The organism is Stenotrophomonas maltophilia group sp. Smal13, from assembly GCF_030236855.1.
GTDB classification, from domain to species: domain Bacteria; phylum Pseudomonadota; class Gammaproteobacteria; order Xanthomonadales; family Xanthomonadaceae; genus Stenotrophomonas; species Stenotrophomonas maltophilia_A.
This window is the reverse complement of sequence record NZ_JASJSQ010000070.1, coordinates 1-26,646: the sequence shown is the minus strand read 5'-3', so window position 1 is coordinate 26,646 and position 26,646 is coordinate 1. Positions and strand designations below refer to the sequence as shown.

Annotated in this window: 26 protein-coding genes; 6 read left to right on the top strand and 20 right to left on the bottom strand. The window is 66.6% G+C overall.

Annotated elements, in window-relative coordinates; translation table 11 throughout:
- Positions 1–17: 17 nt before the first annotated feature.
- Genes purH through purD form a run of 3 tightly spaced genes read left to right on the top strand, consistent with a single transcriptional unit; the run spans position 18 to position 3,838 of the window.
- Positions 18–1,601: a bifunctional phosphoribosylaminoimidazolecarboxamide formyltransferase/IMP cyclohydrolase gene (gene purH, locus QRO95_RS19050; protein ID WP_285303206.1), complete on the top strand. Its 1,584-nt coding sequence runs from the start codon at positions 18–20 to the stop codon at positions 1,599–1,601.
- Between the two features lie 16 nt (positions 1,602–1,617).
- A complete protein-coding gene (locus tag QRO95_RS19045) occupies positions 1,618–2,496 on the top strand; it encodes a hypothetical protein (protein WP_071229356.1) in 879 nt (292 codons plus the stop codon).
- A gap of 58 nt (positions 2,497–2,554) precedes the next feature.
- On the top strand, positions 2,555–3,838 hold the full coding sequence (gene purD / locus QRO95_RS19040; RefSeq protein WP_285303205.1) for a phosphoribosylamine--glycine ligase: 1,284 nt from the start codon (positions 2,555–2,557) through the stop codon (positions 3,836–3,838).
- A 113-nt stretch (positions 3,839–3,951) separates the two neighbouring features.
- On the opposite strand, the gene QRO95_RS19035 is transcribed toward purD, so the two are convergent.
- The 8 genes from QRO95_RS19035 to rhlB all read right to left on the bottom strand — a co-directional run bounded on the left by QRO95_RS19035 (position 3,952) and on the right by rhlB (position 11,095).
- Positions 3,952–4,284: a DNA-binding transcriptional regulator gene (locus QRO95_RS19035; protein WP_019338970.1), complete on the bottom strand. Its 333-nt coding sequence runs from the start codon at positions 4,282–4,284 to the stop codon at positions 3,952–3,954.
- On the bottom strand, positions 4,268–4,651 hold the full coding sequence (locus QRO95_RS19030) for a type II toxin-antitoxin system RelE/ParE family toxin (protein WP_404830366.1): 384 nt from the start codon (positions 4,649–4,651) through the stop codon (positions 4,268–4,270). The genes QRO95_RS19035 and QRO95_RS19030 overlap by 17 nt, the downstream gene beginning before the upstream one ends.
- 176 nt (positions 4,652–4,827) lie before the next feature.
- Positions 4,828–5,703: an RNA polymerase sigma factor RpoH gene (rpoH, locus tag QRO95_RS19025; protein ID WP_032129545.1), complete on the bottom strand. Its 876-nt coding sequence runs from the start codon at positions 5,701–5,703 to the stop codon at positions 4,828–4,830.
- Between the two features lie 278 nt (positions 5,704–5,981).
- Complete coding sequence (ung, locus tag QRO95_RS19020) at positions 5,982–6,695, bottom strand: uracil-DNA glycosylase (protein WP_049400766.1); 714 nt, start codon at positions 6,693–6,695, stop codon at positions 5,982–5,984.
- A 9-nt stretch (positions 6,696–6,704) separates the two neighbouring features.
- Entirely contained in the window at positions 6,705–7,547 is an 843-nt protein-coding gene (locus tag QRO95_RS19015; RefSeq protein WP_032129540.1) for a response regulator, read from the bottom strand.
- 7 nt (positions 7,548–7,554) lie between these two features.
- Positions 7,555–8,502 carry a permease-like cell division protein FtsX gene (gene ftsX, locus QRO95_RS19010; RefSeq protein WP_010481047.1) on the bottom strand — a complete coding sequence of 316 codons (948 nt, stop codon included), beginning with the start codon at positions 8,500–8,502 and terminating at the stop codon, positions 7,555–7,557.
- Positions 8,503–8,505: 3 nt separating this feature from the next.
- Positions 8,506–9,192 carry a cell division ATP-binding protein FtsE gene (gene ftsE, locus QRO95_RS19005; protein ID WP_032129538.1) on the bottom strand — a complete coding sequence of 229 codons (687 nt, stop codon included), beginning with the start codon at positions 9,190–9,192 and terminating at the stop codon, positions 8,506–8,508.
- A gap of 178 nt (positions 9,193–9,370) precedes the next feature.
- Positions 9,371–11,095: an ATP-dependent RNA helicase RhlB gene (gene rhlB, locus QRO95_RS19000; RefSeq protein ID WP_032129537.1), complete on the bottom strand. Its 1,725-nt coding sequence runs from the start codon at positions 11,093–11,095 to the stop codon at positions 9,371–9,373.
- A gap of 510 nt (positions 11,096–11,605) precedes the next feature.
- Here rhlB and trxA point away from each other — a divergent pair.
- The 3 genes from trxA to QRO95_RS18985 all read left to right on the top strand — a co-directional run bounded on the left by trxA (position 11,606) and on the right by QRO95_RS18985 (position 15,691).
- Positions 11,606–11,935 carry a thioredoxin gene (gene trxA / locus QRO95_RS18995; RefSeq protein WP_005411275.1) on the top strand — a complete coding sequence of 110 codons (330 nt, stop codon included), beginning with the start codon at positions 11,606–11,608 and terminating at the stop codon, positions 11,933–11,935.
- Between the two features lie 228 nt (positions 11,936–12,163).
- Positions 12,164–13,906 carry a transcription termination factor Rho gene (gene rho, locus QRO95_RS18990; protein WP_029379723.1) on the top strand — a complete coding sequence of 581 codons (1,743 nt, stop codon included), beginning with the start codon at positions 12,164–12,166 and terminating at the stop codon, positions 13,904–13,906.
- A 210-nt stretch (positions 13,907–14,116) separates the two neighbouring features.
- Positions 14,117–15,691 carry a sensor domain-containing diguanylate cyclase gene (locus QRO95_RS18985; RefSeq protein WP_032130287.1) on the top strand — a complete coding sequence of 525 codons (1,575 nt, stop codon included), beginning with the start codon at positions 14,117–14,119 and terminating at the stop codon, positions 15,689–15,691.
- 34 nt (positions 15,692–15,725) lie between these two features.
- Here QRO95_RS18985 and QRO95_RS18980 read toward each other — a convergent pair whose 3' ends face one another.
- The 12 genes from QRO95_RS18980 to queF all read right to left on the bottom strand — a co-directional run bounded on the left by QRO95_RS18980 (position 15,726) and on the right by queF (position 26,500).
- Complete coding sequence (locus tag QRO95_RS18980) at positions 15,726–16,616, bottom strand: energy transducer TonB (protein ID WP_032130286.1); 891 nt, start codon at positions 16,614–16,616, stop codon at positions 15,726–15,728.
- A 61-nt stretch (positions 16,617–16,677) separates the two neighbouring features.
- Positions 16,678–18,408: a bifunctional isocitrate dehydrogenase kinase/phosphatase gene (aceK, locus tag QRO95_RS18975; protein ID WP_032130285.1), complete on the bottom strand. Its 1,731-nt coding sequence runs from the start codon at positions 18,406–18,408 to the stop codon at positions 16,678–16,680.
- A gap of 169 nt (positions 18,409–18,577) precedes the next feature.
- On the bottom strand, positions 18,578–18,937 hold the full coding sequence (locus tag QRO95_RS18970; protein WP_005419760.1) for a hypothetical protein: 360 nt from the start codon (positions 18,935–18,937) through the stop codon (positions 18,578–18,580).
- A 53-nt stretch (positions 18,938–18,990) separates the two neighbouring features.
- On the bottom strand, positions 18,991–19,404 hold the full coding sequence (locus QRO95_RS18965; RefSeq protein WP_285303203.1) for a roadblock/LC7 domain-containing protein: 414 nt from the start codon (positions 19,402–19,404) through the stop codon (positions 18,991–18,993).
- The gene (locus QRO95_RS18960; RefSeq protein WP_032130283.1) at positions 19,397–19,945 is read right to left on the bottom strand and encodes an ATP/GTP-binding protein; all 549 of its coding nucleotides are present in this window, start codon (positions 19,943–19,945) and stop codon (positions 19,397–19,399) included. Before QRO95_RS18960 ends, QRO95_RS18965 begins: the two co-directional genes overlap by 8 nt.
- Positions 19,938–20,903 (bottom strand): hypothetical protein, encoded by a 966-nt coding sequence (locus QRO95_RS18955; protein ID WP_121504244.1) that lies wholly within the window; start codon positions 20,901–20,903, stop codon positions 19,938–19,940. The genes QRO95_RS18960 and QRO95_RS18955 overlap by 8 nt, the downstream gene beginning before the upstream one ends.
- A gap of 308 nt (positions 20,904–21,211) precedes the next feature.
- Positions 21,212–23,434, bottom strand: a complete 2,223-nt coding sequence (locus tag QRO95_RS18950; protein WP_049401649.1) for an NADP-dependent isocitrate dehydrogenase — start codon at positions 23,432–23,434, stop codon at positions 21,212–21,214.
- 228 nt (positions 23,435–23,662) lie between these two features.
- Entirely contained in the window at positions 23,663–24,217 is a 555-nt protein-coding gene (locus tag QRO95_RS18945) for a hypothetical protein (RefSeq protein WP_285303201.1), read from the bottom strand.
- A gap of 1 nt (position 24,218) precedes the next feature.
- The gene (locus QRO95_RS18940; protein WP_134951482.1) at positions 24,219–24,449 is read right to left on the bottom strand and encodes a hypothetical protein; all 231 of its coding nucleotides are present in this window, start codon (positions 24,447–24,449) and stop codon (positions 24,219–24,221) included.
- 162 nt (positions 24,450–24,611) lie between these two features.
- The gene (locus tag QRO95_RS18935) at positions 24,612–25,124 is read right to left on the bottom strand and encodes a hypothetical protein (protein WP_032130280.1); all 513 of its coding nucleotides are present in this window, start codon (positions 25,122–25,124) and stop codon (positions 24,612–24,614) included.
- A gap of 44 nt (positions 25,125–25,168) precedes the next feature.
- Entirely contained in the window at positions 25,169–25,462 is a 294-nt protein-coding gene (locus QRO95_RS18930; RefSeq protein ID WP_005419771.1) for a LysM peptidoglycan-binding domain-containing protein, read from the bottom strand.
- Between the two features lie 219 nt (positions 25,463–25,681).
- A complete protein-coding gene (gene queF / locus QRO95_RS18925; protein ID WP_285303200.1) occupies positions 25,682–26,500 on the bottom strand; it encodes an NADPH-dependent 7-cyano-7-deazaguanine reductase QueF in 819 nt (272 codons plus the stop codon).
- Positions 26,501–26,646: the final 146 nt, after the last annotated feature.

The following is a 26,646-nucleotide window of genomic DNA, read 5'->3' as shown; positions in this document are numbered from 1 at the left end:
GCTGCCGATTCTGTCCCATGACTGCTGATCTGTTGCCCGTCCGCCGGGCCCTCCTCTCCGTTTCCGACAAGACCGGTCTGGTCGAGCTGGCCACTGCGCTGGCGGCACGCGGCGTGGAGCTGCTGTCCACCGGCGGCACCGCCAAGGCGATCCGCGATGCCGGCCTGGCCGTGAAGGACGTGGCCGACGTCACCGGCTTCCCGGAAATGATGGACGGCCGGGTCAAGACCCTGCACCCGATGGTGCATGGCGGCCTGCTGGGCCGTTCGGGCCTGGATGATGCGGTGATGGCCGAGCACGGCATCGGTGCCATCGACCTGCTGGTGCTGAACCTGTACCCGTTCGAGTCGGTCACCGCCAAGGCCGATTGCACCCTGGCCGACGCGGTCGAGAACATCGACATCGGCGGCCCGGCCATGCTGCGCTCGGCGGCCAAGAACTTCGCCCGCGTGGCGGTGGCTACCGATCCGTCGCAGTACGCCGAGCTGCTGGCTTCGCTGGAGGCCAACAACGGCCAGCTGTCGGCTGCCACCCGCTTCGCGTTCTCGGTGGCCGCGTTCAACCGCGTCGCCCAGTACGATGCCGCGATCAGCAACTACCTGTCGGCGGTCACCGCCACCGACGCTGCGGTGCCGGCGCGTACCGAGTACCCGGCACAGATGAACTCCACCTTCGTGAAGGTGATGGAACTGCGCTACGGCGAGAACCCGCACCAGAGCGGCGCGTTCTACCGCGACCTGTATCCGGTGCCGGGCACGCTGGCCACCTTCCAGCAGCTGCAGGGCAAGGAACTGAGCTACAACAACCTGGCCGATGCCGACGCGGCGTGGGAATGCGTGCGCCAGTTCGATGCGCCGGCCTGCGTCATCGTCAAGCACGCCAACCCGTGCGGCGTGGCCGTCGGTGCCGGCAACGGCGATGCCTACGAGCTGGCCTACGCCACCGACCCGACCAGCGCCTTCGGCGGCATCATCGCCTTCAACAAACCGCTGGACGCCGCCACTGCCAAGGTGATCCTGGATCGCCAGTTCGTGGAAGTGCTGATTGCCCCGGACTACGAGCCGGCCGCGCTGGAATACGCACAGAAGAAGGCCAACGTGCGCGTGCTGCGCATCCCGCACGGCGATGGCCTGAACAACTTCGACAGCAAGCGCGTCGGCTCGGGCCTGCTGCTGCAGTCCTCGGACAACCGCGGCATGACCCGCGACGAACTGAAGGTGGTCAGCAAGCTGGCGCCGACCGACAAGCAGTTCACCGACCTGCTGTTCGCCTGGAAGGTGGCCAAGTTCGTGAAGTCCAACGCGATTGTGTATGCCAAGGACAACCGCACGATTGGCGTGGGCGCCGGGCAGATGAGCCGCGTCTATTCCGCGCGCATCGCCGGCATCAAGGCGGCCGATGCGAACCTGGTAGTCGAGGGTTCGGTGATGGCCTCCGACGCGTTCTTCCCGTTCCGCGACGGCATCGACGCCGCTGCTGCCGCCGGCATCAAGGCGGTCATCCAGCCGGGCGGTTCGATGCGCGATGCCGAAGTGATCGCCGCCGCCGACGAACATGGCCTGGCCATGGTGTTCACCGGCGTGCGCCACTTCCGCCACTGATCCTGGAGCGACACGGATGTCCACAGTTTCAATGAAATCGCTGGCCGCCCTCGCCCTCGCGGGCGCGGCCATGCTGGCCGGCTGCAAGCCTGCTGTCGAGCCCAGCGCGAGCCCGAAGGCAGATGCGCCTGCGATGGCCCCCGCCTCACCGGCGCAGCATGTCAGCCGCACCGCACGACTGCAGGCTTTCCTGGTCCAGCGCTACGGCAGCAACGCCACGCTCTCCGCTGAATGGCGCGGCAGCTGGACCGACGATGGCGATACCCATGCGGTGGACTGGCAGGTCTGCGCGGAACAACCGGTGGTGAGCGGGGACAGCTGGCAGCAGTTGTTGGCCGTGTGCGGTGCGCTGGTCGATGGCGCGCACATCGACCCGGGAACCATCGAGTTCTTTGTGCTGCGCCCCAAGGGCGATGGCTTCGAGGTGACCAGCGAACTGACCGGCGAGCGCTTCGGTAGCGGCGGCCAGCCCGGCACCGCCAGCATCATCCGCGCCGGCAGTGACTTCTATGGTTTCCGCGTCGAGGACGGCTGGTTCGGGCAGGGCTTCTCGCTGCTCTCGCAGTCGCTGATCCTGCCGGGCCCGAACGGCCTGGTGGCCAGTGGCAGCGTGCGCAGCCATATCGACAATGACGCCCAGTACGAGTGCGACACGGTCGACGCCAGTACCGACCCGGACACCGCCAATGACTGCCGCACCCGCCGCTTCAGCATCGATTTCGCCCTGCGTTTCGACGACAGCGACCGCAGCGCGCGGGTCTGGCCGCTGCTGATCGACGAAACCGGCACCACCTGCGGTGGCAAGCAGGTCCGGCAGCAACACCGCTTCACCCTGGACCCGAAGACCTGGGCCTATTCCTTCCCCGAATCGCTGCGACGCGAAGGCTGCGAGTGAACCACGCGCGCCGCCGGGGATATCGATCTTCCCTTCCCACGCAATCTGGAATCTCGTGATGAACGTACTTGTCATCGGCTCTGGCGGCCGCGAACACGCCCTGGCATGGAAGCTGGCCCAGTCCTCCCGTGTCACCGAAGTGATCGTGGCGCCCGGCAACGCCGGCACCGCCAGCGAAGACAAGTGCCGCAACGTGGCGGTCAAGGTCACCGATATCGACGGCCTGCTGGCGCTGGCACAGGCCGAAGGCGTGGCGCTGACCGTGGTCGGCCCGGAAGTACCGCTGGTGGCCGGTGTGGTCGACCACTTCCGCGCTGCTGGCCTGCGTATCTTCGGGCCGACCGCTGCTGCCGCGCAGCTGGAAGGCAGCAAAGCCTACGCCAAGGACTTCCTGGCCCGCCACAACATCCCCACCGCGTTCTACGCCGTGCACACCGAGGTGGACGCCGCGCTGGCCTACATCCGCGAGAAGGGCGCACCGATCGTGGTCAAGGCCGATGGCCTGGCCGCTGGCAAGGGCGTGATCGTCGCAATGACCCTGGCCGAAGCCGAAGACGCGGTGCGTGACATGCTCTCCGGCAACGCGTTCGGCGATGCCGGTGCACGCGTGGTGATCGAGGAATTCCTCGACGGCGAGGAAGCCAGCTTCATTTCGATGGTGGACGGCATGCATGCGCTGCCGATGGCCACCTCGCAGGACCACAAGCGCGTCGGCGACGGCGATACCGGCCCGAACACCGGCGGCATGGGCGCCTATTCGCCGGCCCCGGTGGTCACGCCGGAGGTGCACGCCCGCGTGATGCGCGAGGTGGTGAACCCTACCGTGCAGGGCATGATCGCCGACGGCATCCCGTTCACCGGCTTTCTCTACGCCGGCCTGATGATCGATGCCAACGGCGCACCGAAGGTGATCGAATTCAACGTGCGCTTCGGCGACCCGGAAACCCAGCCGGTGATGCTGCGCCTGCAGTCGGATCTGGTCGAGCTGGTGGAAGCCGCCATCGACGGCCGCCTGGACCAGGTGGAAGCACACTGGGACGCGCGCCCGTCGCTGGGCGTGGTGCTGGCGGCGAAGCCTTACCCGGAAACGCCGATCACCGGTGACGTGATTTCCGGCCTGGGCGATGTGCCGGCCAGTGCCAAGGTGTTCCATGCCGGTACGGCATTGGATGCGCAGGGCCAGGTCGTCAGCGCCGGCGGCCGCGTTCTGTGCGTGGCCGCACTGGGCGACAGCGTGCGCGACGCGCAGGCGAATGCGTATGCAGGCGTGGCCAAGGTGACCTGGGCCAATGAGTTCCACCGCAACGACATCGGCTGGCGGGCGATCGCGCGCGAAGAGTGACGGCCGCGCCGCAGCCACGCATGGCGTGGCTCTACTGACACTGGGTAGATCCACGCCATGCGTGGATTGAACGCCTCGGAAAAACAAAGGCCCGGCAGAACCGGGCCTTTGCTTTACAGGACTGCTTCGAGTCCCTTCCGATCAATCAGGTTAAGCAACTTCAGTGACGGTCCGCTGGGCTTCTTTTCGCCCTGCTCCCAGCTGCGTACGGTGGAAACGCTGGTATTGAGAACTCCCGCAAAGACCGGCTGACTGAGCTGCAATGACGTACGCAGGGCACGTATCTGGGCACTGCTGTACTCAGGCACCGGCTCAAGGCAAAGCGCTTCGTAGCTGCTCAATCGACGTTTATCGATGAAACCATGCGCGTGCAGACTCACAGCCGCATCATGCACCGCCTCAAGAAGCGCACTTTTCGCGCGCCGTCGCTCAGGGGTCTTCGTCATGGTCGATCTCCTGTAGATCCCCGTACTCCACGGCACGATTCAACTGCGCCGCACTCATTTTCAGGAACTCCGATGCGTACAACTGCAGCGCATCGCGTTCCGCATTCGTGATCGCAGCACGCTCATTCTTCTCGTAGCCGAAAAGGAAGAACCAATGCCCGCCTCGCTGTGTGGCGACGATGGTTCGGACGCTCCCACGCTTTCCTCGCCCCGGCAAGGCAACGCGCTTCTTGAAGATTCCGCCGCCAAGATCAGCATCCACCAGACCCCCTTCCATTTCACGTACCGACCGGTACAGCGCAGCGTCGGACAGGGTGGTCCTGCGCATGCTGCGATTGAAACTTCGTGTGCGGAAGACGCGTGGCATGATCATACCATGCCACTGCGTGGTACGGCGTGAACATCAGCATCCAGCACATGATCCGGTCGGCGCAATCACCGCTTTGGCGTCAGACTAGAGCCACGCCATGCGTGGATGAGAACGCCACCAAAAAGAAAAAGCCCGGCATTGCCGGGCCTTTCTTCAATCCAGCGCCACCCCGCTTACGCGGTGAACAGCGCCTTCATCTTCTTCAGCGCATTGGCTTCAACCTGGCGGATACGCTCGGCCGACACGCCGTATTCGTCAGCCAGTTCCTGCAGCGTCACCTTGCTGTCCGCATCCAGCCAGCGGCGGCGGATGATGTCGCGCGAGCGCGCATCCAGCTCGGCGAGGCCTTCGCGCAGCAGCTGCATCTGGTTGTCTTCGCTGTCTGCACGTTCGTAGGCCATCGACGGGTCTTCGTCGTTGGCAACCAGGTACGCAGCCGGCGACGGCGGCGCGTGTTCGTTGTCCTCGTCGGTCGGCGCATCGAAACCGATATCGCGACCGGACAGGCGCGACTCCATTTCCATGACCTCGCGCTCGGACACGTTCAGGTCCTTCGCCACCGCGCTGACCTCAGCCGCGTTCATCCAGCCCAGGCGCGTCTTCGACTTGCGCAGGTTGAAGAACAGCTTACGCTGCGCCTTGGTGGTGGCGACCTTCACGATGCGCCAGTTCTTCAGGATGAACTCGTGCATCTCGGCACGGATCCAGTGCACGGCAAAGGAGACCAGGCGCACGCCCATGTCCGGGTCGAAGCGCTTGACCGCCTTCATCAGGCCGATGTTGCCTTCCTGGATCAGGTCGCCCAGCGCAAGGCCGTAGCCGTTGTAGCCGCGGGCCACGTGCACCACGAAGCGCAGGTGCGAATGCACCAGCTCGCGGGCGGCGTCGAGATCGTTGCCGTCGCGGAAGCGACGGGCCAGGTCCTGTTCGTCATCGACCGACAGCACCGGGATCTGGTGCACGGCACCGATGTAGGCGTCCAGCGAACCGAGCGCACTGGGAATCGGGAGATTGTTTGCCACAAGGGCAGTAGAGGTGTTCTGGCTCATAGGCACCCATCTTAGCAGTCCGGGATTTGGACTGCTAAAGGAGGAAAAAGTTCCAGCATCCTATTGATGCAACACTGGTCCCAAACAGAGCCCTACCGTAGCGCGATTTGATGACAGTGGCGAGCACGCTTTTCGGGATTCACAATCCCTTGGAATTCAATCAATTACCTGCTGGAAACCGGCCGATTCCGGTCAAGCGGAGCTGAACGGGCCGTCCGCAGAGCCCATTCAGGCCCGGAAACGTTGCCCGGCGTTCAGCCCCGGTCACCCGCCGGCGGTCAGAGCGCCGAACGCGGCGGCAGCGACCAGTCGATCGGGGCCTGGCCGCGGCGCTGCAGGTACTCGTTGGCCATCGAGAAATGCTGGCAGCCCAGGAAGCCGCGGTGGGCCGACAGCGGCGACGGGTGCGGCGACTTCAGCACACGGTGGCGGCGGGTGTCGATGACCTTGCCCTTCTTCTGCGCGTACGCGCCCCAGAGCATGAACACCAGGCCGTCGCGTTCGCGGTTGAGCACATCCACCACGTGGTCGGTGAAACCTTCCCAGCCACGCCCCTGGTGGGCACCGGCCTGGCCCTCTTCCACCGTCAGCACGGCATTGAGCAGCAGCACACCGCGCTGCGCCCACGGGATCAGGCAGCCATGGTCCGGACGCGGGATACCGAGATCGCTCTCGATCTCCTTGTAGATGTTCAGCAGCGACGGCGGCACCGGCACTCCGGGCGCCACCGAGAAGCTCAGCCCATGCGCCTGACCGCGGCCGTGGTACGGGTCCTGGCCGAGGATCACCACCTTCACCTGCTCGAACGGCGTGGCATCGAACGCAGCGAAGATCTGCGGGCCGGGCGGGAACACCGCCGCACCGCTGGCCTTGCGCTGGCGCAGGAAGCTGGACAGCTCGCGCATCTGCGGCTGCATCAGGTAATCGCCGACATGCTGCTTCCAGCTCGGCTCGAGCTGGATCGTCGGGGTGCCGGCTACTTCATCAATCATCACGCCACTTCATCGAATCAGGGGTCCATCGTTCAACCGGGCCAGGCGCAGCTGGAACAGCACCTTGGTGACCAGCAGGCGCTCTTCGATCGGCTTGAGCACCAGGTCGTTGGCACCGGACTGCAGCAGCCCGGTCTGGTTGTGCGGGTTGCCATCGCCGGTCATCACCAGCACCGGCAGGCGACGCTTGCCGTAGCCGAAGTCCACGCGCACGCGCTGCACCACGTCGCGACCGCTCAGTTCGCCCTTCAGGGTGACGTCGGTCAGCACCAGGTCGATGCGGTGGCGACTGCGGCCCAGCGACTCGGCAGTGAGCAGGGTGAACGCCTCTTCGGCGCTGACCACGTGCAGCACGTTCAACTGCTGGCGTTCCAGCATGCGCTTGGTAGCCTCGGCGACCACGCGGCTGTCCTCGATATAGAGGATGGTGGCGCCGGGAATGGTCTGCGGCTGCACGTAGCCGCGGATGAAGGTCGCCAGTGCCTCGTGGCCCAGCGCCTTGTCGAAATAGTCGGTGACGTACTCGGTGAAGCGGCGCTGCTCCAGATGCTGCTGGGCATCGCCGGAGACCACGATCACCGGCACATAGGCCTGGCCTGCGGCTTCGCGCACCATCCGCGCCAGTGCCAGGCCGTCGCCATCACGCAGGGTCAACGAGGTGGTCACCAGATCCACCGGGCCCTGCGCCAGCGCCAGCTGCGCATCCTCGATGCTGTCGCAGCCGATCACTTCCACGCCCGGCAGGTCGCGCTGCAGGACGTCGGCGATCAGCTTGCGGACCAGCTTTGACCCATCGACCACCATCACCCGCGTCGCGGGCCCTTCAAGGTGCTTCAGCGCTTGCGGTTGCATGCCGGTCTCAGGTGTCGGTCGGGCGGGTCTGGCGAAGGAAATGGCCGGTCACCAGCCACGCGCCCAGCCAGCCCAGCAGCAGTGTGCCGAGCAGGACCAGGCTGCCATGCAGCAGGTCCAGGCCGTGCAGCACGAACGGGCTGCCGTAGCTGCGCGAGAGTTCGGCCAGCGGCACGCGCAGGGCGGCGCCGGCCGCAGCAATCAGGGCCAGCGCCACCGCGCCGGCACCCAGGCCATACCACGCGCCCAGGTACAGGAACGGGCGCCGGATGAAGCCATCACTGGCGCCGAGCAGCTGCAGCACGCCGATCTCTTCGCGGCGGGCCTGGATGTCCAGGCGCACGGTGTTGCCGACCACCAGCGCGGCGCCCACGCCGAGCAGCACCGACAGCACCTGCACCAGCCGCGCACCGAACGCCAGCCAGGCATCCAGGCGCTGGCGCCACAGCGCATCGTGCTGCACCAGGTCGGCCTCGGGCAGGCTTTCCAGCGCGCGCGCCAGGCGTGCGTCGTCCTTGCCCTGGCCCGGAGTGATCACCAGCAGCGAGGGCAGCGGGTTGTCGTTGAGTGCATCGATCGCCTCGCCGAGGCCGGCATCGCGCAGTTCCTGCAGGCCCTGCTCCGGCGTGCGCACGTTCACTTCGGCCACGTCATCGCGATCGCGCAGCTGGCCGGCCAGGCGCAGCGCGCCGGGACCATCGACGTTGCCCTTCAGGAACACGTTGATGTCGCGCGACTGCTGCACGCTGCCGGCGAACTGCTTGAGGTTGTCCAGCGCGATCGACAGGCCCAGCGGCAGGGCCAGCGCCAGCGCCATGACCATCACCGTCAGCAGAGTCGCCCACGGCTTGCGGCAGGCGCGGCCGAGGCTGAACACCACGCTGTGCACGTGGTGCTGGAACCAGACGCCCACACGCGACGGGGCGGCGGCTTCGCTGTTTTCGTTCTTCGCCATCGATTACTCCGCCAGGTCCTGCGGCGAGATGTCATCCACCAGCCGGCCGTGGTCAAGGATCAGCACGCGCTTGCGCATGCGGCGCAACAGCGGCAGGTCGTGACTGACCACCAGCACGCTGGTGCCGCGCGCGGGCAGCTCGGCGAACAGGGCCATGATCTCCGCCGCCAGGGTCGGGTCGAGGTTGCCGGTCGGCTCATCGGCCACCAGCAGCTTGGGCTCACCGACAATGGCGCGGGCGATGCCGACGCGCTGCTGCTCACCGGCCGACAGCTGCGAGGGCAGCGCCTTCTCGCGATGGCCCAGGCCCATCCGCTCGAGCACCGAGCGCACACGCTTGTTGATGTCGCTACGGCGGGTGCCGCGCAGGATCAGCGGCAGCGCCACGTTCTCGGCAATAGAGCGGTCCATCAGCAGGCGGTGGTCCTGGTAGACCGCGCCGACCGCGCGTCGATGGCGGGGCACGTCGCCACCGCGCACCTTCAGCAGGTTGCGCTCGTCGAACACCACCGCGCCGCGGCTGGGCCGCTCGTCCAGGTGGATCAACTTGAGCAGGGTGCTTTTGCCCGCACCGGAATGGCCGGTGACGAACAGCATCTCGCCCGGCGCGACCTCGAAGCTGACATCGGTCAGTGCCTCGTGGCCACCGGCGTACTGTTTGCTGACATTGTCGAAGCGCAGGACACTCATGCCCCGATTATGCAGGACCGGCGCGACGTCGTGGAGACGGTCGCGCCATCGGTAGTGCCGGCCGCTGGCCGGCAGCTTCGTGGGTTGCCGGCCAGGGTGGGTGCCGACCGTTGGTCGGCACACCGGTCAAGGTCACCCGACCAACGGTCGGGTGCTACCCGCTGATCGGCAGCGCCGATCAGCTACCCGACAGCATCCGGCGGATCTTGCGGCCGATGCGGGTCAGGAACGAATCGCCGGTATCAGCAGCCGTGCGCACCGGCTTGGCCACCACCTGCACCGGGGTGACCGGGCTGGCGCCATTGCCGGCGGCGTTCTGCACACCCTCGGCACCTTCGACCGGACGGCCGTGGCGACGACGACGGCGCTTGCGCGGCTTGTGCTCACCGTCCACCGCACCTTCCGGTGCGCCTTCAGCACGCGGCGGGCGCGGCGGACGCGGGGCCTGCGCGGCAGCGCCTTCGGCACCGGCGGCCGGGGCGGCAGCGCCCTGCTCGCCTTCCACGCGCGGCTTGCGCGGGCCACGCGAACGGCGCTCGCCGCTGCGCTCACCGTCGCGGCCACCGCGGCCACCACCACTGCCGGAACGGCCGCCACTCCGGCCACCGCCACGGCGCTCCTCCTCGGCAGCGCGGGCTTCGCGCGCTTCGCGGAAGATCTGACCGACGCTTTCGTTGTCCTCGCCTTCCTCGCCTGCAGCCGGGGCCGGGCGTTCCGGGCGCGGCAGCGGGGTCAGCAGTTCCTTGGTGACCGGCTCGGACGGAATCTTCTGCTCGATGTAGGCCTCGATGTCCGGCAGGCCCATCGCATAGCGTTCGCAGGCGAAGCTGATCGCATCGCCCTCTTCGCCCAGGCGCGCGGTACGGCCGATGCGGTGCACGTAGTCTTCGGCGTCGAACGGCAGGTCGTAGTTGTAGACGTACTTGATGCCATCGATGTGCAGGCCGCGCGCGGCCACGTCGGTGGCCACCAGGATTTCCAGCTGGCCCTTCTGGAAGCGGTTGAGCAGGCTCTCACGCTTCTTCTGCGGCACGTCGCCGGACAGCACGCCGACACGGTAACCGGCCTTTTCCAGCGAACGGGCGACGCGTTCGACGAACACCTTGGTGTTGACGAAGACCATGGTGCGCGCGCCTTCGCTGCGCGACAGCAGACCCAGCAGCAGCGGGATCTTCTCGTCGTCGGCCGGGAAGTAGATGCGCTGGCGCACGCGCGCGGCGGTGATGGTCTCGGCTTCAACCACCAGCTTCTGCGGTTCGTTCATGTGCTCGTAGGCCAGCTCAAGCACGCGGTGGCTGAGGGTGGCACTGAACAGCAGGGTCTGGCGGGTGGTGCGCTCGGGCATGCGGCGCAGCAGGAAGCGGATGTCCTTGATGAAGCCCAGGTCGAACATGCGGTCGGCTTCGTCCAGCACGCAGATCTCGCAGGCGTGCAGCGAGACCACCTTGTGCTGCTTCACGTAGTCGATCAGGCGGCCCGGGGTGGCGATGATCACGTCCACGCCCTGCTGCAGCAGTTCGCGCTGCTTGTCGTAATCCACGCCGCCGTAGACCAGCGCGAAACGCAGGCCCAGGTCGGAACCGAACTTCACCGCATCCTTGTGGATCTGGATGGCCAGTTCGCGGGTTGGGGCAAGGATCAGCGCGCGCGGATCTTCCGGCTTGCGGTCGGCCAGGGCCGGGCGGGTCAGCAGGCGGTTCACGACAGCGACCAGGAAGGCCAGGGTCTTGCCGGTGCCGGTCTGGGCCTGGCCGGCAACATCACCACCGGGCAGCGCGACCGGCAGGGTCAGCGCCTGGATCGGGGTGCAGCGGGTGAATCCGGCTCCTTCAAGGCCGGCCTGCAGGGCCGGATGCAGCTCGAAGGAGGAGAAGGTCAAATCGGTCAGCGGTTTGTCGCTCATGAGTCCGTCTTGGTATGGCCGCCGGCCCGTGGGGCGGCTGGCACTTCATCGTCTAGGGGCACCGTCGCAAACTGCGGCCCCTGCGGCGGGTTGGCAGGCTGGGACCACCCGGTCCGCGCGCCGCACAATGCCCCAGTTTAACGCACTCGGGCCGGCAAACCGGAATGAGCTGTCTCATAAAGTCAAGAGACGGCACCCTTCACCCAGCCACACCGGACTTGAACGGCCCTGCCAGGGCCGCTGGTGTCGCCCGCTGCCAGCCCCATGTACAGGAAGACAGTGAAATCCGACACATACCAGGCATCGAAGCGATCACGATACGCTGGGTTCCAGCCGGCGCCTGTCCCCGCCCTGCGATAGGGGTACACTGCCGGCCGTGAGCGTCCAGGCATCCCGCCGAACGCACCGCGGCAGTGCGCCGCGAGGCAACGACGAGGGTCGCGCCACCGGGCATGGCCCAGTTCACCCACCTCCGGCATGGCCGGGTGCAATCCAAGACGAGAAACCAAGATGAGCGACAAGGTTGTACATGTCGGCGACGCCGACTTTGATAGCGCAGTGCTGAATTCCAAGGAACCGGTGCTGGTCGATTTCTGGGCCGAGTGGTGTGGCCCGTGCAAGATGATCGCCCCGGCGCTGGACGAACTGGCCGATGCCTACCAGGGCCGCGCCAAGATCGCCAAGGTCAACGTCGACCACAACCGTGCGCTGGCCGCCAAGTACCACGTGCGTTCGATTCCGTACCTGGTCGTGTTCAAGGACGGCGAGAAGGTCGGCGAGCAGATCGGTGCGGTGGGCAAGGCCCAGCTGGCCGGCCTGCTGGACAAGGCCCTGGCCTGATCCTGCTGTTCTCCGGCAGCCGCCGACCGCGGCTGCCGGCGGGCGCCCCGCGCCCATGATGAATGCTGTTCCCGGCGACCCTTGCGTGGCGCCGCAGGCCGATGATAGTGTCGGCATATCCGGCCGCGTTCGCGTGCCGCACCCTCTGGACGCAGTTTCTTCCAGACCCATTCCCAACGTTCGCCGCCCCAGCCGGGCGCTCGCACCTTCAAGCGAGGAATAACGCTCTTGTCCGATAACACTTCCGAAACCGGCAGCGCCGATGCGCCCGCCGAAAAGCGCGTGCGCAAGCCCCGCGTGAGCAAGGCCGCCGCTCCGGCAGCCGCCGAAACCAGCGCCGCGCCGGCGCAGCCGACCCTGCCGCTGGCCGCCGCGCCCGAGGCACCGGCTGCTGCCCCTGCACCGAGCGCGCCCGCCGCCGAGGCCCCCGCCAGCAGTGGCGGTGGCGAAGGCGGTGAGGGTCGCGAATCCGGCCAGCCGCGCCAGCAGAACCACCAGGGGGGCGGCCAGAACCAGGGCCAGAACCCGTACAACCAGAACGGCCAGCAGGGCCAGGGGCAAGGTCAGGGCAACCGCCGTGACCGCTTCCGCAACCGCCGCGACCGTGACCGCAACAACCGCTTCCGCGACGATGGCCTGCCCAACGACGGCGGCGAGCAGCAGCCGTTCGTGCCGCGCCCGCACGCCAACGTACCCGAAGGCTTCCCGGTCTACTCGCTGAGCGACCTCAAGCGCATGCCGGCACAGAAGCTGCTGGAAATCGCCGAGCAGCTGCAGATCTCCGAAGGCGTGGCCCGTGCCCGCAAGCAGGACGTGATCTTCGCCCTGCTGAAGGTGCTGACCCGCCACGGTGACGGCGTCGCCGCCGACGGCGTGCTGGAAATCCTGCCGGACGGCTTCGGCTTCCTGCGCGCGGCCGAAGCCAGCTACCTGGCCGGCCCGGACGACACCTACATCTCGCCCAGCCAGATCCGCCGCTTCAACCTGCGCACCGGCGACCACATCTCCGGCCGCATCCGCTTCCCGAAGGACGGCGAGCGCTACTTCGCGCTGAACATCGTCGACACCATCAACGGCGAGCCGATCGAAGCGTCGAAGAACAAGGTGCTGTTCGAGAACCTGACCGCACTGTTCCCGCGCCGCCGCTTCACCCTGGAGCGCGGCAACGGTTCGTCGGAAGACATCACCGGCCGCATCCTCGACCTGATGGCCCCGCAGGGCAAGGGCCAGCGCTCGCTCATCGTGTCGCAGCCGAAGGCCGGCAAGACCATGATGATGCAGCAGGTCGCCACCGCCATCACCACCAACCATCCGGACGTGCACCTGATCGTGCTGCTGATCGACGAGCGCCCGGAAGAAGTGACCGAAATGCAGCGCACCGTGCGCGGCGAGGTCATCAGCTCGACCTTCGACGAGCCGGCCGCGCGCCACGTGCAGGTGGCCGAAATGGTCATCGAGCGCGCCAAGCGCCTGGTCGAGCACAAGAAGGACGTGGTGATCCTGCTCGACTCGATCACCCGCCTGGCCCGCGCCTACAACAACGTGGTGCCGAGCTCGGGCAAGGTGCTGACCGGTGGTGTGGACGCCAACGCCCTGCACCGCCCGAAGCGCTTCTTCGGTGCCGCGCGCAACGTGGAAGAAGGCGGCAGCCTGACCATCATCGCCACCGCGCTGGTCGACACCGGCTCGAAGATGGACGAGGTGATCTACGAAGAGTTCAAGGGCACCGGCAACAGCGAAGTGCACCTGAGCCGCCGTATCGCTGAAAAGCGCGTGTTCCCGGCCATCGACATCAACCGTTCCGGCACCCGCCGCGAAGACCTGCTGATCGAACCGGAGCTGCTGCAGAAGATCTGGATCCTGCGCAAGCTGCTGCATCCGATGGATGAAATGGCCGCGATGGAGTTCCTGCTGGACAAGATGAAGAACACCAAGTCCAACGACGAGTTCTTCGGTTCGATGAAGCGCTGATCCCTGGCGCTGCATCAGAAGAAACCTGCCGCTCGCTGCGGCAGGTTTTTTTTTGCCTGCAGGGCGACGCACTTCACTTCGCTGGCGCCCGCTTTTGGCGATAATCCGCGCGATACCCTGCCCGGCCCCCGTGGGCCCTGCCACCGATTCCCGCTGTCGCCCCTTCCGGAGAACCGGTCGGGTCCAGCCTCCTGCCGGATCCGTCGACGCATGCGAACGCTGTCCCCCCGCCTCAACCTGGGCAAGCTGATCCTCGCCCTGGCCCTGCTCAGCGCCATCATCGCCCTGGCCAATACCCTGCTGGCCAGCTACCGCGTGCAGCGCGACCAGCTGGTCGGCAATACCCTGGAAGCCAACCGCGTCTACGCCACCAAGCTGGCCGAGACCACCCAGAACTTCCTGCTGGCCGCGCAGCAGCAGCTGGCCTATGCCGCGACCCGCCTGGGCGAGGACGACCTTGATCCGAAGCAGGCCCAGGATGAAGCCAGCCGCCTGCAGCTGCAGTCCAGCAGCTTCAACTCCTCGCTGGTGGTGGACGCCGACGGCCTGGTGATCGCCACCTCGCCGCAGACCCTGCAGCTGCAGGGTGAAGTGCTGCACAGTGTCGGCAACAACGCGGCACTGGCGGCGCGCCAGCCGATGATCAGTGATCCGTACCAATCGGCCACCGGCAAGCTGCTGGTGTCGCTGTCGCACCCGATCTTCGACCGCCAGGGCCGCTATCGCGGCTATGTCAGCGGCACCCTGTACCTGCGCCAGCGCAGTGCACTGCACACGCTGCTGGGCAAGCACTACTACCGCGACGGTTCCTACCTGTACGTGGTGGACCGCAATGGCCGCCTGCTGTACCACGCCGATGGCAAGCGGGTGGGTGACTACGTGGTCGGCAACCCGGCGGTGAAGGCCGTGGTGCGCGGAGAACGGGGCGCACAGCAGGTACGCAACAACCGCGGCGTGTCGATGCTGGCCGGCTATGCACCGGTGGCGGCCACCGGCTGGGGCATCATCGCGCAGCGCCCGACCGAGGCCACCCTGCAGCCGCTGTCGCGGTTGATGACCGCAGTGATCTGGAATGCGATTCCACTCGGCCTGCTGTCGCTGCTGGTCACCTGGTGGTTCGCGCGCCGCATTTCGATGCCGCTGTGGCAACTGGCGCGCAACGTGCAGGGCGGCGAGGACACCGGCAACGCGATCAACCACGTCAGCGGCATCCGCGCCTGGTACTTCGAGGTCGCCCAGCTCAAACAGGCGGTGCTGCACAGCTTCAATGCGCTGCAGGATCGTATCGGCACGCTCAACCGTGCCAGCCGCACCGACCCGCTGACCGGCCTGCTCAACCGCCGCGGGCTGCAGCAGGCGCTGGATGCGCTGCAGGTGCAGGGCATTCCGTTCGCGATCCTGGCGCTGGACATCGATCGCTTCAAGTCGATCAACGACAGCTACGGGCATGACGTCGGCGACAACGCCATCGTCCACATCGCCGACCAGATGCGCCGCTACTCGCGCGACAGCGACATCCTCTGCCGCGCCGGCGGCGAGGAGTTCCTGCTGCTGCTGCCGGGCATCAGTACTGAGTCAGCCCGCCAGGCCGGTGAACGCCTGCGCCAGCACATCGCCGACCATCCGTTCGAACCCGTCGGCACCATCACCGTATCGCTGGGCGTGGCCCACTTTCCCAGCTTCCATGTCGACGCAGAACAGGCGCTGCGGCTGGCCGACAAGGCGCTGTACATGGCCAAGGAACAGGGCCGCAACCGGGTGGTGGTCTACCCGTACGCCGACTGACGCGGAGCCGGGCTGCCCGGCTCCGCAGCGGGTCTCAGCCCTGCGCCAGCGGGGTCAGCAGGCGCAGGCCGCGCTTGGCGCCGTCCACCATGTAGACGCCGCCTTCCGGCAGCAGATCGCTGCCGACCTGCTCGACCGGGTCCGCCTCGCGCCACGGGACGGTCTGCCGCGGCCCCGGAATGAAGGCGCGCCAGCGGCCATAGCGTTCCGCCACTGCATTGGGATCATTGTTCAGGGCGAAGTTCACCGGGATGCGAACCGTCCAGCTGTCCCGGGTGCTGTCCTCGCCGGTGGTCGGCGGCTTGAAGGTCCACGTGCGGGCGGTGCTGACACTGGCTCTGGCCAGGATGTCACGCATCTTGGCCAGGGTCCGCTCAGGTGCGACCACGGCCATGTTCACCTGCTCGGCGGCCACATCGGCCACTGTTCCGTCACGGGCCACCTTGACCAACAGCAGCACCTCACCCTGGCCACCGTTACGGTAGGCCGCTTCCGGGTAGCGCGGCGGCGTCATGTGCAGCTGGGTCACCGAATCGGTAGCCTTCGGATCGTACTCGCTGAAGTCGACACTGGTCATGCTGATTTCATAACCGCCATCGGCCGCAGCCTTGCCGCGCAGGCGAACGCGCAAAGGGGCCCGCGTGGCCACTGCCTGGCCATCGCGCAGCGTGGGCTCGAAGCGCCAGCCACCGATGGTACCTTCCACGAAGGAGGCGATGCTCGGGGCCACCATGGCTTTCTGGTCCAGCACCAGCGAACGGACCGCGCCCTCCGGCGTGACCTCGATATGACCGGACAGCACCATGCTCATTTCCGCAGTCGCACGTACAGCACGTGCGGTCTGCGCAGTTGCATCGCCTGCAAGCAGGGGGGCGCCGGCACCTACGGCCAGCGCGAGGGCGAGAAACAGTGGGGAACGCATCATTGCCGGATCCTTGGTGATGAACGGCGAGCCTATCCCAGTCCCAGCCGCGATGACAGCCGGTTCACGCCAGCCGGTGTGCGCCTGCGTAGGGCGGCGTGTCCGGATAATCACCCCGGGCGAAGCGTTCCTGCAGGCCCTGCCACCAGCCCGGGTCGAACAGGTGCCGGTAGTGCTCGCGCACGGCTGCCAGCTCCGCAGCAGGCAGGCCCATGAACGGACCGAAGCGCTCGGGAAACACGTCGCGCGGGCCGACATGGAACCAGGGCTCGTCGGCCATCGCTTCCTCCGGCGTGCGTGGCTGCGGCCAGGCGCGGAACACGCAGTCGCTGACCAGGCACAGCTCGTCATAGTCATAGAACACGGCCCGGCCGTGCCGTGACACACCGAAGTTCTTCGGCAGCATGTCGCCGGGGAAGATGTTGTTGCGCGCCATGTCGGTGATCGCCTGCGCGTAGTCGAGCACCGCCGCACGCACCGCCTCGCCGGACTGCTCGCGCAGGTACAGATTCAAAGGACGGAAACGACGTTGCACATAGCACAGTGCGACTTCGACCTCGTCGCCATCGACACGTACGCTCTGCGCGCACTGCTGCAGCAGCTCTTCCAGCAGGGCCGGCGCGAAGCGCTCGCGCGGGAAACGCAGGTGGCGATAAGGCTGCGCATCAAGCAGGCGGCCGACACGATCGAGATTGAACACCAGCGCGTACTTCTCTTCCACCTGCTGCCGCGACATTGCCTTGGGCCAGGCGAAACGGTCACGGATCAGCTTGAACACCAATGGATAACTGGGCAGGGTGAACACCGCCATGACCATGCCCGGCGTGCCTTCGGCATGCACCAGCCGTTCCTGCGGATGCTCGTTGAAGTGTCGGAAGAAGGTTCGGTAGCGCTCGGTCTTGCCCTGCTTGGCACGTCCCAGCACCGTGTAGATCTCGTCGATCGGCTTGCCCGGCAGCAGGCTGCGCAGGAACACCACCGCGTCGCCCACGGTGCCCAGGTCAGCCTGGAAGTAGCTGCGCGACACGCCAAACAGATGGGCGACATCACGGCGCCGGGTCAGCACCGCATCGGCACGCAGGCCGCGCGCATCGTTGACCAGGGCAATCACGCATGGCGAAAAGCGATGCTCGCCGAACACGCGGCCAACCAGGTAAGCGCGGCGCTCGCGGTAGAACACCGTGTCGAGCAGTTCGATGCTGCGTACCGGCGTGTCCCCCCAATGGGCGAGGTCGTCCTGCAGGCGCACGGCGATGGCCGCCGCACAGCGCAGCTGGTGCGCATAGGGGATGTCGAAACGGTAGTCGGCCAGCACGCGTTGCAGGGCCTCCACCGGCCGCGTCGGCGAGACCGCGTAGGTATGCCGCGCGACCGGATGGGTGATTGCATCGGAGGGCTCGACGTCGAAAGCAATGAATTCCAGCGCCGGGTCCACGCCGCGGGTAGCGAACAGGCGCCGCGACAGCGTGTTGTAGAAGGTCTTGTACAGCTCGGCGTCGATCAGGCCCTGCAGCAGCGCGCTGTACTGCGCGTGCACCTGCAGCCACAGCGCACGCTCGCCGATCGCGTCACCGGCGAGGCGGCGCAACGCATCCATCTGCTCGGCGATGCACAGGTCGTACAGGGCGATGCGCTCGACCGCATCCTGTCGCGCACCAGCCCAATCGCGCTGCTCGAAGCGCTGCCGCGCCCGCGCGGTGATCGCCGCGAAGCGGGCATGGTACTGCTCGAAACCATCGCGGATGGCACCGGCGATACGCGGCGCCAGTACGGTTGCGATGACAGGCTCTGACATGCACGGCGTACCCGGGGAGGACCGTCTCCACCATACGCTGGCGTGGGGTGGCTTGTGTAGAGTCGAGCCATGCTCGACTGCTTTTGGCCGAAGTCGAGCACGGCTCGACTCTACAGAAGGCAGGGGCAGAAGCAGTCGAGCAAGCTCGACTCTACAACGCGCCGGTGGATCAGATCGCCAGTTCGGCCTCTACGTCCTGCACCTTGCGCCGCGCCAGCGCCAGGTTGGATTTGGTCCGGTCCAGCACGATGTAGAAGAACAGGCCCTTCTTCTTCGCCACCGGGCGCATGATGTGGTACGCCTTGCCCAGCGAGATCAGGATGTCCTCGATGCTGTCGTTGAGGTTCAGCGACGCGGCGGTCTTCATCTTGGCGCGGATCACTTCAGTGTTGCCGGCGGCGGCCACTTCCATGTCCATGCCGGCACCGGCTTCGCCCAGCAGCATGCCGCTTTCGTAGTCGACCAGCGCCACTGCCTGCGCGCCGTCGATGCCCATCAGTGCGTTCAACGATTCATTCAATCCAGCCACGTCGCACCCCTTGTCGATGTTGGTTCGAGCCCCTCGTTCCCCTGCGGCCGGGCTCACGATCCGCCGAGTTCGGCCAGGATCGCCTGGCCACATTCCCTGCTCTGCCACAGCACCTGGCCGATCACGCTGCGCTGGTCGCAGGCCGCCATCAGCAGCAGCGGTGCGCGCCCTTCGGCCTGGATCGCCAGCATCAGCACCTTGCCGCCCGCCGCTTCCAGCATCAGCGTCTGCAGATCGCCCAGCAGCAGTTCGCGGCCCACTGCCGCGGCCAGCGCCAGCATCGCGCTGGTCATCGCCGCCAGCCGCTCGCCGCGCCCTTCGGCACCAGCACTCACCAGCGCAAAACCATCGACGCTGGCCAGCACGACCGTGCGCACGCCTTCAACACGCTGCAGCAGATCCTGCAGCAAGGGCTGCAGGCGCTCTCGCTGACGGGCAGGCAGTACCGCCGCCTGCCCGTCAGCCATGCGCCGCCACCAGTGCGTGCGCTTCCATTTCGCTCATCAGTACATCCATCAGCAGCAGTCCCTGTTCGCGGTCACGGGCATCCACGGCGAGCAGCGGCAGCGGCTGCTCGTCAAGGCAGGCACGGGCGGCCCAGTCGTCCAGTGCGGCCTGCGGTGCCTGGTCCAGGTGGGTGACCGCCACCACCAGTGCCAGGGATGAAGCGAACGGCTGCAGCACCTGCAGGTAGCCTTCCAGTTCGCTGGCCAGACCGGCGCGGCGCGCATCCAGCAGCAGCACCGCGCCACGCGCGCCCTGCAGCAGGATCGGCCACAGGAAATCGAAACGCTGCTGGCCGGGTGTGCCGTAGAGACGCAGGCGTTCGCCGTTGGGCAGGTCGATGTCTGCGTAGTCCAGCGCTACGGTGGTGGAGGCCTTGTCGGCGCCGAGGCGATCACTGTTGGCCACATCCGTGTCGACCACCGCGCCAGCCGCGATGCTGCGTACCAGGGTCGACTTGCCGCTGCCCATGCCGCCCAGCACCACCACCTTGTGCTCACGCATTGCGTTCGCTCCCGCGCAGGTGCCGCCACAGACGGGCAAGCAGGCCGTTGTCGGTGCGGGTGCCACCTGTCGCCATCAGCGGCGTCGCCGGTGCAGTCTGCAGCTGCGCGTAGCCGCACAGGTAGGCGGCATGGATGAAATCGCGCACCGCCGCAGCCGGCAAATCAAGCAGCATCACGCACTCGTCAACCGTGCACGCGCGCTTGAGCAGCAGCGAACACAGGCGGAAGCCATCATGGTCGTGGCCCAGTACGCGGAAGTCCGGCCAGCGCAGCAGCTTCACTGAAGCGCCACGCAGGCGTTCGTCCAATGCCTGCCAATGGCGGCTGCGCTGTGCCCACTGCCACAGCAGCGGTCGCAGTGGCTGGCGTGGCCGCTCACCGGCCAGCGCCTGCAGGCGTGCGGGTGTCAGCGCATCCAGTTGCAGGCGTTCGAAGGCATCGGCCAGACGCTCCACCAGCGCCGCAGCCGGTTCCTGCAGCAGCACGGCCTGGTCGTGCTCCAGATCCATCAGCAGCAGAGGCTCGCCCGCATCACTCAACAGTGCCTGCCCCTGTCGCAGCGGCAGCCGCTCGCGCAGCAGTCGGGTGATGGCATGCGCACCATCAGCCAGACGGATCGGTGCGGGTGCGTGCATGGCCATGGGCTCCGGCGCCAACTGCATGCGGCGCAGCGCGCGGCCGATGGCACCATCGTCAAGCACATCCTGGTGCCCATCACCGTCACGCAGCTGGCCGCCCAGGTCTTCGATCCAGCACTGCAGTCGCGGACGCTGCTGACGCATGCGCTGGGCCGCGTTGCGCAGCGCCGGCGTATCGCGGATGACCAGCAGATCGCAATCATCCAGGTCCTGGCTGCGGCGGATCTGGCCGTCCGGCAGGGCCGATGCCACGCGCAGCCGCTGCAGCAGAGCCTGCTCGCCCTGGATGTCGGTTCCCACTACCAGCACGCGTGCCATCCGTGTTCCCCGTGCGGCCACCTCCCCGGTGGCCTCGCGTCGCCAAGGCTAGGGCATCGCCAGCGGCAGCCGTCGTGATCGACTGCTCAGATCGAGGGCGGTTGCAGGCTGTCTCCTATCCGTTCTGCGACGGCCATCGCGGGCAAGTTTCATGCCCCTTTGACGGCATTCCGACAGCCGATGGATGTCACGGTTCTGGACCCCGGTAGATCGACGCCATGCGTGGATGAAGGGCCGCAGTAATCCTGGCCCAAAAAGAAACCCGCGCCGAAGCGCGGGTTCCGGTGTCACGGCCGAGCGGCGATGGATCAGCCGCGCAGCTGCTCCAGCGCGGCGTTGAAGGTCGCGCTCGGGCGCATCGCCTTGCTGGCCTTGGCCACGTCCGGGCGGTAGTAGCCGCCGATGTCCACGGCCTTGCCCTGCACCGCGATCAGCTCGTCAACGATCTTCTGCTCGTTGTCGGTCAGCGCCTTGGCCAGCGGGGCGAAGCGCGCCTTCAGTGCGGCGTCTTCGTCCTGCGCGGCCAGCGCCTGCGCCCAGTACAGCGCGATGTAGAAGTGGCTGCCGCGGTTGTCGATGCCACCCAGCTTGCGCGACGGCGACTTGTCGTTGTCCAGGAACTGGCCGTTGGCTTCGTCCAGTGCCTTGGCCAGCACGCGGGCTGCGGCGTTGTCGTAGCGGTTGCCCAGGTGTTCCAGCGACGCGGCCAGAGCCAGGAATTCGCCCAGCGAATCCCAGCGCAGGTAGTCCTCTTCAACGAACTGCTGCACGTGCTTCGGGGCCGAACCACCGGCGCCGGTCTCGAACAGGCCGCCACCGGCCATCAGCGGCACGATCGACAGCATCTTGGCGCTGGTGCCCAGCTCCATGATCGGGAACAGGTCGGTCAGGTAGTCGCGCAGCACGTTGCCGGTCACCGAGATGGTGTCCTCGCCCTTGCGGATGCGGTCCAGCGAGAACGCGGTGGCTTCCACCGGCGGAAGGATGCGGATATCCAGGCCGCTGGTGTCGTGGTTCTTCAGGTACTGCTCGACCTTGGCGATGACCTGCGCGTCGTGGGCGCGGGCGGCATCGAGCCAGAACACGGCCGGGGTGCTGCTCAGGCGGGCGCGTTCGACGGCCAGCTTGACCCAGTCCTGGATCGGCGCGTCCTTGGTCTGGCACATGCGCCAGATGTCACCGGCTTCCACGGCGTGCTCGAACACCACGGTGCCGGCATCGTCAGTGACCTTGACCACGCCATCAGCAGCGATCTGGAAGGTCTTGTCGTGCGAGCCGTACTCTTCGGCCTTCTGCGCCATCAGGCCGACGTTCGGCACCGAACCCATGGTGGCCGGGTCGAAGGCGCCGTGCGCCTTGCAGTCGTCGATGACGGCCTGGTACACACCGGCGTAGCAGCGATCCGGAATGACCGCCTTGGTGTCCTGCAGCTTGCCTTCGGCGTTCCACATCTTGCCGGAGTCGCGGATCATCGCCGGCATCGAGGCGTCGACGATCACGTCGCTCGGCACGTGCAGGTTGGTGATGCCCTTGTCCGAGTTGACCATGGCCACGCCCGGACGCTGTGCGTACTCGGCGGCGAGGTCGGCTTCGATCGCAGCGCGGGTGGCTTCCGGCAGCGACGGCAGGCGTGCGGCCAGGTCACCGATGCCGTTGTTGGCATCGAAACCCGCCTGCTTGAGCACGTCGGCGTGCTTGGCCAGCACGTCCTTGTAGAACTCGTTGACCGCCACGCCGAACATGATCGGGTCGGAGACCTTCATCATGGTCGCCTTCAGGTGCAGCGAGAACAGCACGCCCTGGGCCTTGGCATCGGCGATCTGCTCGCCGATGAAGGCGGCCAGTGCCTTGCGGCTCATGACGGCGGCGTCGACGATCTCGCCGGCCTTGACCGCGGTCTTTTCCTTCAGCACGACGGTGCTGCCGTCCTTGCCGTGGAAGGTGATCTTCAGCGAACCGGCGTTGGCCAGGGTGGCCGACTTTTCGCTGCCGTAGAAATCACCGGCGGCCATGTGCGCGACGTGCGACTTCGAATCCGACGCCCAGGCGCCCATGCGGTGCGGGTGCTTGCGCGCATAGTTCTTCACCGACAGCGGTGCGCGGCGGTCGGAGTTGCCTTCGCGCAGCACCGGGTTCACCGCGCTGCCCTTGACCTTGTCATAGCGCGCCTTGTAGTCGCGCTGCTGGTCGTCAGCCGGGGTTTCCGGGTAATCCGGCAGCGGATAGCCCTGGTCCTGCAGTTCCTTGATGGCCGCCTTCAGCTGCGGCACCGAAGCGGAGATGTTCGGCAGCTTGATGATGTTGGCGTCCGGGGTGGTCGCCAGCTGGCCCAGCTCGGCCAGGTCGTCGCTGACCTTCTGCGCGTCGCTCAGCAGTTCCGGGAACAGCGACAGGATGCGGCCGGACAGCGAGATGTCACGGGTTTCCACCGCGATGCCGGCGGTGGAGGTATAGGCGTCGACGATCGGCAGCAGCGACTGGGTGGCCAGGAACGGTGCTTCGTCGGTCAGCGTGTAGAGGATCTTGGACATGGGGGACTTGGACTCTGTAGCAATGCTCAGGGGAAGGCCGGCGCCAGCGCCGGGCCACGTGCAACCGTGTCACTTCCCCCGCCGCCGTCAGGGTGGGCGCGCGGCGGGGAAACCCCTGCATTGTCGCGTTTTCAGCCGCGCGGGGCAAAGCCGTGCCATACGCGGCGGTACTGGACCGCTGTGTTTCGTCGTTGGCTCGCTTCCGGTCTGGAAGCTGAGGCTTGATGGCTAGTTCGACTTCCCGCTCGTGGATGAACGCATGACCCATTCCGACAATCGCGGCCCCCACTCGGCACGCCTTGGACAGGTCAATGTCTGTGAGCGCTTGCTTTGCTGGAAGTTGCAGATGCGCAATCCACCAACGACGGCGGCCAGGCTGGCGAGTTCATCAACCGTCGCTGCAGAGCCTCGGATGTGCAGCGAACCGGCGCCAGACGATCCGGGTCGAACGTAGACGTCGTACCGGGTGGAACCTCCTTCCGCCCTTGCATACCCCGACACGACATATCCGCCGTCCGTGAAGCGCAGATCCGGCGTGCTTCCTGACGCAGGCTTTTCGGGGGCATCGCCCTCGTAGATCAAGGCGACTTCCCTACCTTCATGCCTGATGCGGTGCAGACCAAAGTCAACAGGTGCCTCGTAGGTCACGGACATGCCTGTTGGCACGCGCAGGCAGGCACCGTACAGAAAGTGGTCGCAGCTGTAGCTCCACAGGCTAGATTCCTGGGCCCACGAGGTGAGCGGGCACAAGAAAGCGAAGAAAACCAAAATGCGTGCAAGCATCTCAACGCTCCCGTTTTTGAACCGCCGAATCGCCTTCCACAATTCCACCGATGGTATGGCTGTCAACCACACCGGGAACCCTATTCATGATTCCGTCGCCACGTGCAGGATTGGGCAGCCCCGTCGTCTTGTCATAAAGATCATCCACACCGCCAAGATGTGACACTTCATGAGGAACAACACCCTTGTCAAATCTATCCAGGACATTGATCTCGCCCTTCTTTCCGCCCAACTCCGCGAAACTCCGTCCGCTGCGGTGGGAGGTTTCCCCGTTGACAAGCTTTATCTCATTACGGGCGGCCCGCGGAGTGCTTCCGAGTATCGCCCAATAAAAAAGGACGCAGCCTCGCGGCTGCGTCCATCGTGAGCCCTGCCGGGAGAGAGTCGGCAGGACTTACTTGACCTCGAACTCCTGCGGCGTTCCGGCCGCCTTGCCATCGACGGTGACTTCGGCGCGGTACTTGCCGGCCGGCCAGCCCTTTGCATTCTTGAACGTGACGTTGGTGGTTTCCGCACCACTGGTGTTCAGGGTGGCGTTCTGTTCGCCGGCCACTTGGCCGTCCTGGTAGGTCAGCTTCGCGCCAACGGTGACGTTGTTGGCGGCACCGTCGGTCTTGACCGAGACGATGACGTCATCCTTCGGTGCGAACAATGCCGTCGTTGCAACCGACTTGTCGGCGGCTGCGGTCTTGCCGACGGTGACGGCCGAGACGCTGACGGCAGCGGCTTCTGCCATCGGCGGCGGTGCGCCGGTCATCGGCGCCGGTGCTGCCGGTTCGGCCGGAGCGGTCGCTGCCGGGGCGGCGTTGCTGTCGGTCGATTCTTCTTTCTTCTTGCAACCGACCAGGGCAACGCTGCCCAGCAGGGCGGCAATCAGGGCGGTCTGGAGCGGGGTGGTCTTGATCATTCGGGGTTCCTCCCAGGGATTGTAGGACGGCGTTCGATCGCCGTTTACTTCGGCGGCAGTTTCAGGGTCTGGCCCGGGAAGATCTTGTCCGGGTCGTCAAGCACATCGCGATTGGCTTCGAAGATCTTCTTCCAGGCATTGGCGTCGCCCAGATGCTGCTTGGCGATCTTCGACAACGAGTCACCCTTCTGCACGGTGTAGGTGCCGCCGCTGACGACGTCTGCGGTGCTGTCCACCGAAGCGCTGACGCCAGAGAAGTCCGCCTTCGGCACCTGCTCGGCGGTACTGTCGACGCTGCCACTGACGCCGGAGAAATCGGCTTTCTTCTCGGTACTCATCCACAACTCCCGTCTGCATGACTACGTGGTTCGCACGTTGCCATGGCGGTTGTTAAATGGGGATGGTGCAGATGTGAAGCCGCCCCCGGGGGCGGCTGAACAATCGGGAGAGACGGTGCCCGGTAGTGCCGGCCGCTGGCCGGCTTGCCCTGGCCCTGGATGCGGGTTCCCTGCGGTTGCCGGCCAGCGGCCGGCACTACCCGTAATCGCCTGCGGCAGTTATTGCCGCAGTTCGCGGTAGGTCGCGGCCGGGGCAGCGATGCCGGGGCTGGCCCGCCAGGGATTGATGTCCAGGCCACCACGGCGGGTATAGCGGGCCTCCACTTCCAGCCACTGCGGCTGGCAGCGGGCGGACACTTCGCTGAAGATCCGCTCAACGCACTGCTCGTGGAACTCGGCGTGCTCGCGGTAGCTGACCAGGTAGCGCAGCAGGCCCGCGCGGTCGATCTTCGGCCCACGGTAACGCAGGCTGACCGTTGCCCAGTCCGGCTGGCCGGTGACCGGGCAGTTGGACTTCAGCAGCGACGAGACCAGGGTCTCCTCCACCACCTCGCCCGCGTCGGCAGTCAGAAAGTCCGCCTGGGGCGGGCCGTAGCAGTCGATCTCCACGTCCAGTCCGTCGATGGATTCACCGAGCGGCGTCTCACGCAGGCCCGGCAGGCCGAACTCGATCTGGACCGGCGCACCGGCGCAGGCAGACAGGTCGTCGACGATGCGCGCGCGCAGTGCCTCGGCGCTGTCGACACGGGTGCTGTTGAGGGAGTTGAGGTACAGCTTGAACGACTTCGATTCGATCAGGCGCGGCGAGGTGCACGGCACCTGCACGGTGGCAACGGCGACCTGCGGCTTGCCACGCGGGTCGAGCCAGCTCAGCTCGAAGGCATGCCAGCGGTCATGGCCGACGAACGGCAGCGCGGCGTCGTCGAGGCCGATCTCGGCGCGGGCACCGCTGCGGGGGATGGGAAACAGCAGGCCGGGATCGTACTGCGACGGGTAACTGACCTCGCGACCGAGGCTGGAATCCTGTGGGGTGTTCATGGGGGCATTGTATCGCGCGGAGGGCGGGCCTTCGGCCGGGCCGGCCAACGGCGGAGCCCCTCCGTGGTGGTTCAGGGCAGTATCTCGGGGTCGGCCGGGAGAGTGGGTTGGCTGGGGGCCGCTGCAAGTACGTCCATGTAAGCTCG

Bases quoted from the DNA above. Each gene is read 5' to 3' on its own strand.
- rhlB (WP_032129537.1), bottom strand. From the start codon at position 11,095: ATGAGCGACAAACCGCTGACCGATTTGACCTTCTCCTCCTTCGAGCTG.
- QRO95_RS19035 (WP_019338970.1), bottom strand. From the start codon at position 4,284: ATGACGAAGACCCCTGAGCGACGGCGCGCGAAAAGTGCGCTTCTTGAG.
- QRO95_RS18950 (WP_049401649.1), bottom strand. From the start codon at position 23,434: ATGTCCAAGATCCTCTACACGCTGACCGACGAAGCACCGTTCCTGGCC.
- ung (WP_049400766.1), bottom strand. From the start codon at position 6,695: ATGATTGATGAAGTAGCCGGCACCCCGACGATCCAGCTCGAGCCGAGC.
- QRO95_RS18930 (WP_005419771.1), bottom strand. From the start codon at position 25,462: ATGAGTACCGAGAAGAAAGCCGATTTCTCCGGCGTCAGTGGCAGCGTC.
- QRO95_RS19045 (WP_071229356.1), top strand. From the start codon at position 1,618: ATGTCCACAGTTTCAATGAAATCGCTGGCCGCCCTCGCCCTCGCGGGC.
- purD (WP_285303205.1), top strand. From the start codon at position 2,555: ATGAACGTACTTGTCATCGGCTCTGGCGGCCGCGAACACGCCCTGGCA.
- trxA (WP_005411275.1), top strand. From the start codon at position 11,606: ATGAGCGACAAGGTTGTACATGTCGGCGACGCCGACTTTGATAGCGCA.
- QRO95_RS18985 (WP_032130287.1), top strand. From the start codon at position 14,117: ATGCGAACGCTGTCCCCCCGCCTCAACCTGGGCAAGCTGATCCTCGCC.
- QRO95_RS18945 (WP_285303201.1), bottom strand. From the start codon at position 24,217: ATGCTTGCACGCATTTTGGTTTTCTTCGCTTTCTTGTGCCCGCTCACC.
- purH (WP_285303206.1), top strand. From the start codon at position 18: ATGACTGCTGATCTGTTGCCCGTCCGCCGGGCCCTCCTCTCCGTTTCC.
- QRO95_RS18935 (WP_032130280.1), bottom strand. From the start codon at position 25,124: ATGATCAAGACCACCCCGCTCCAGACCGCCCTGATTGCCGCCCTGCTG.
- QRO95_RS18960 (WP_032130283.1), bottom strand. From the start codon at position 19,945: ATGCGTGAGCACAAGGTGGTGGTGCTGGGCGGCATGGGCAGCGGCAAG.
- queF (WP_285303200.1), bottom strand. From the start codon at position 26,500: ATGAACACCCCACAGGATTCCAGCCTCGGTCGCGAGGTCAGTTACCCG.
- QRO95_RS19015 (WP_032129540.1), bottom strand. From the start codon at position 7,547: ATGCAACCGCAAGCGCTGAAGCACCTTGAAGGGCCCGCGACGCGGGTG.
- QRO95_RS19030 (WP_404830366.1), bottom strand. From the start codon at position 4,651: ATGCCACGCGTCTTCCGCACACGAAGTTTCAATCGCAGCATGCGCAGG.
- QRO95_RS18965 (WP_285303203.1), bottom strand. From the start codon at position 19,404: ATGGCTGACGGGCAGGCGGCGGTACTGCCTGCCCGTCAGCGAGAGCGC.
- QRO95_RS18980 (WP_032130286.1), bottom strand. From the start codon at position 16,616: ATGATGCGTTCCCCACTGTTTCTCGCCCTCGCGCTGGCCGTAGGTGCC.
- rpoH (WP_032129545.1), bottom strand. From the start codon at position 5,703: ATGAGCCAGAACACCTCTACTGCCCTTGTGGCAAACAATCTCCCGATT.
- QRO95_RS18955 (WP_121504244.1), bottom strand. From the start codon at position 20,903: ATGGCACGCGTGCTGGTAGTGGGAACCGACATCCAGGGCGAGCAGGCT.
- aceK (WP_032130285.1), bottom strand. From the start codon at position 18,408: ATGTCAGAGCCTGTCATCGCAACCGTACTGGCGCCGCGTATCGCCGGT.
- ftsX (WP_010481047.1), bottom strand. From the start codon at position 8,502: ATGGCGAAGAACGAAAACAGCGAAGCCGCCGCCCCGTCGCGTGTGGGC.
- ftsE (WP_032129538.1), bottom strand. From the start codon at position 9,192: ATGAGTGTCCTGCGCTTCGACAATGTCAGCAAACAGTACGCCGGTGGC.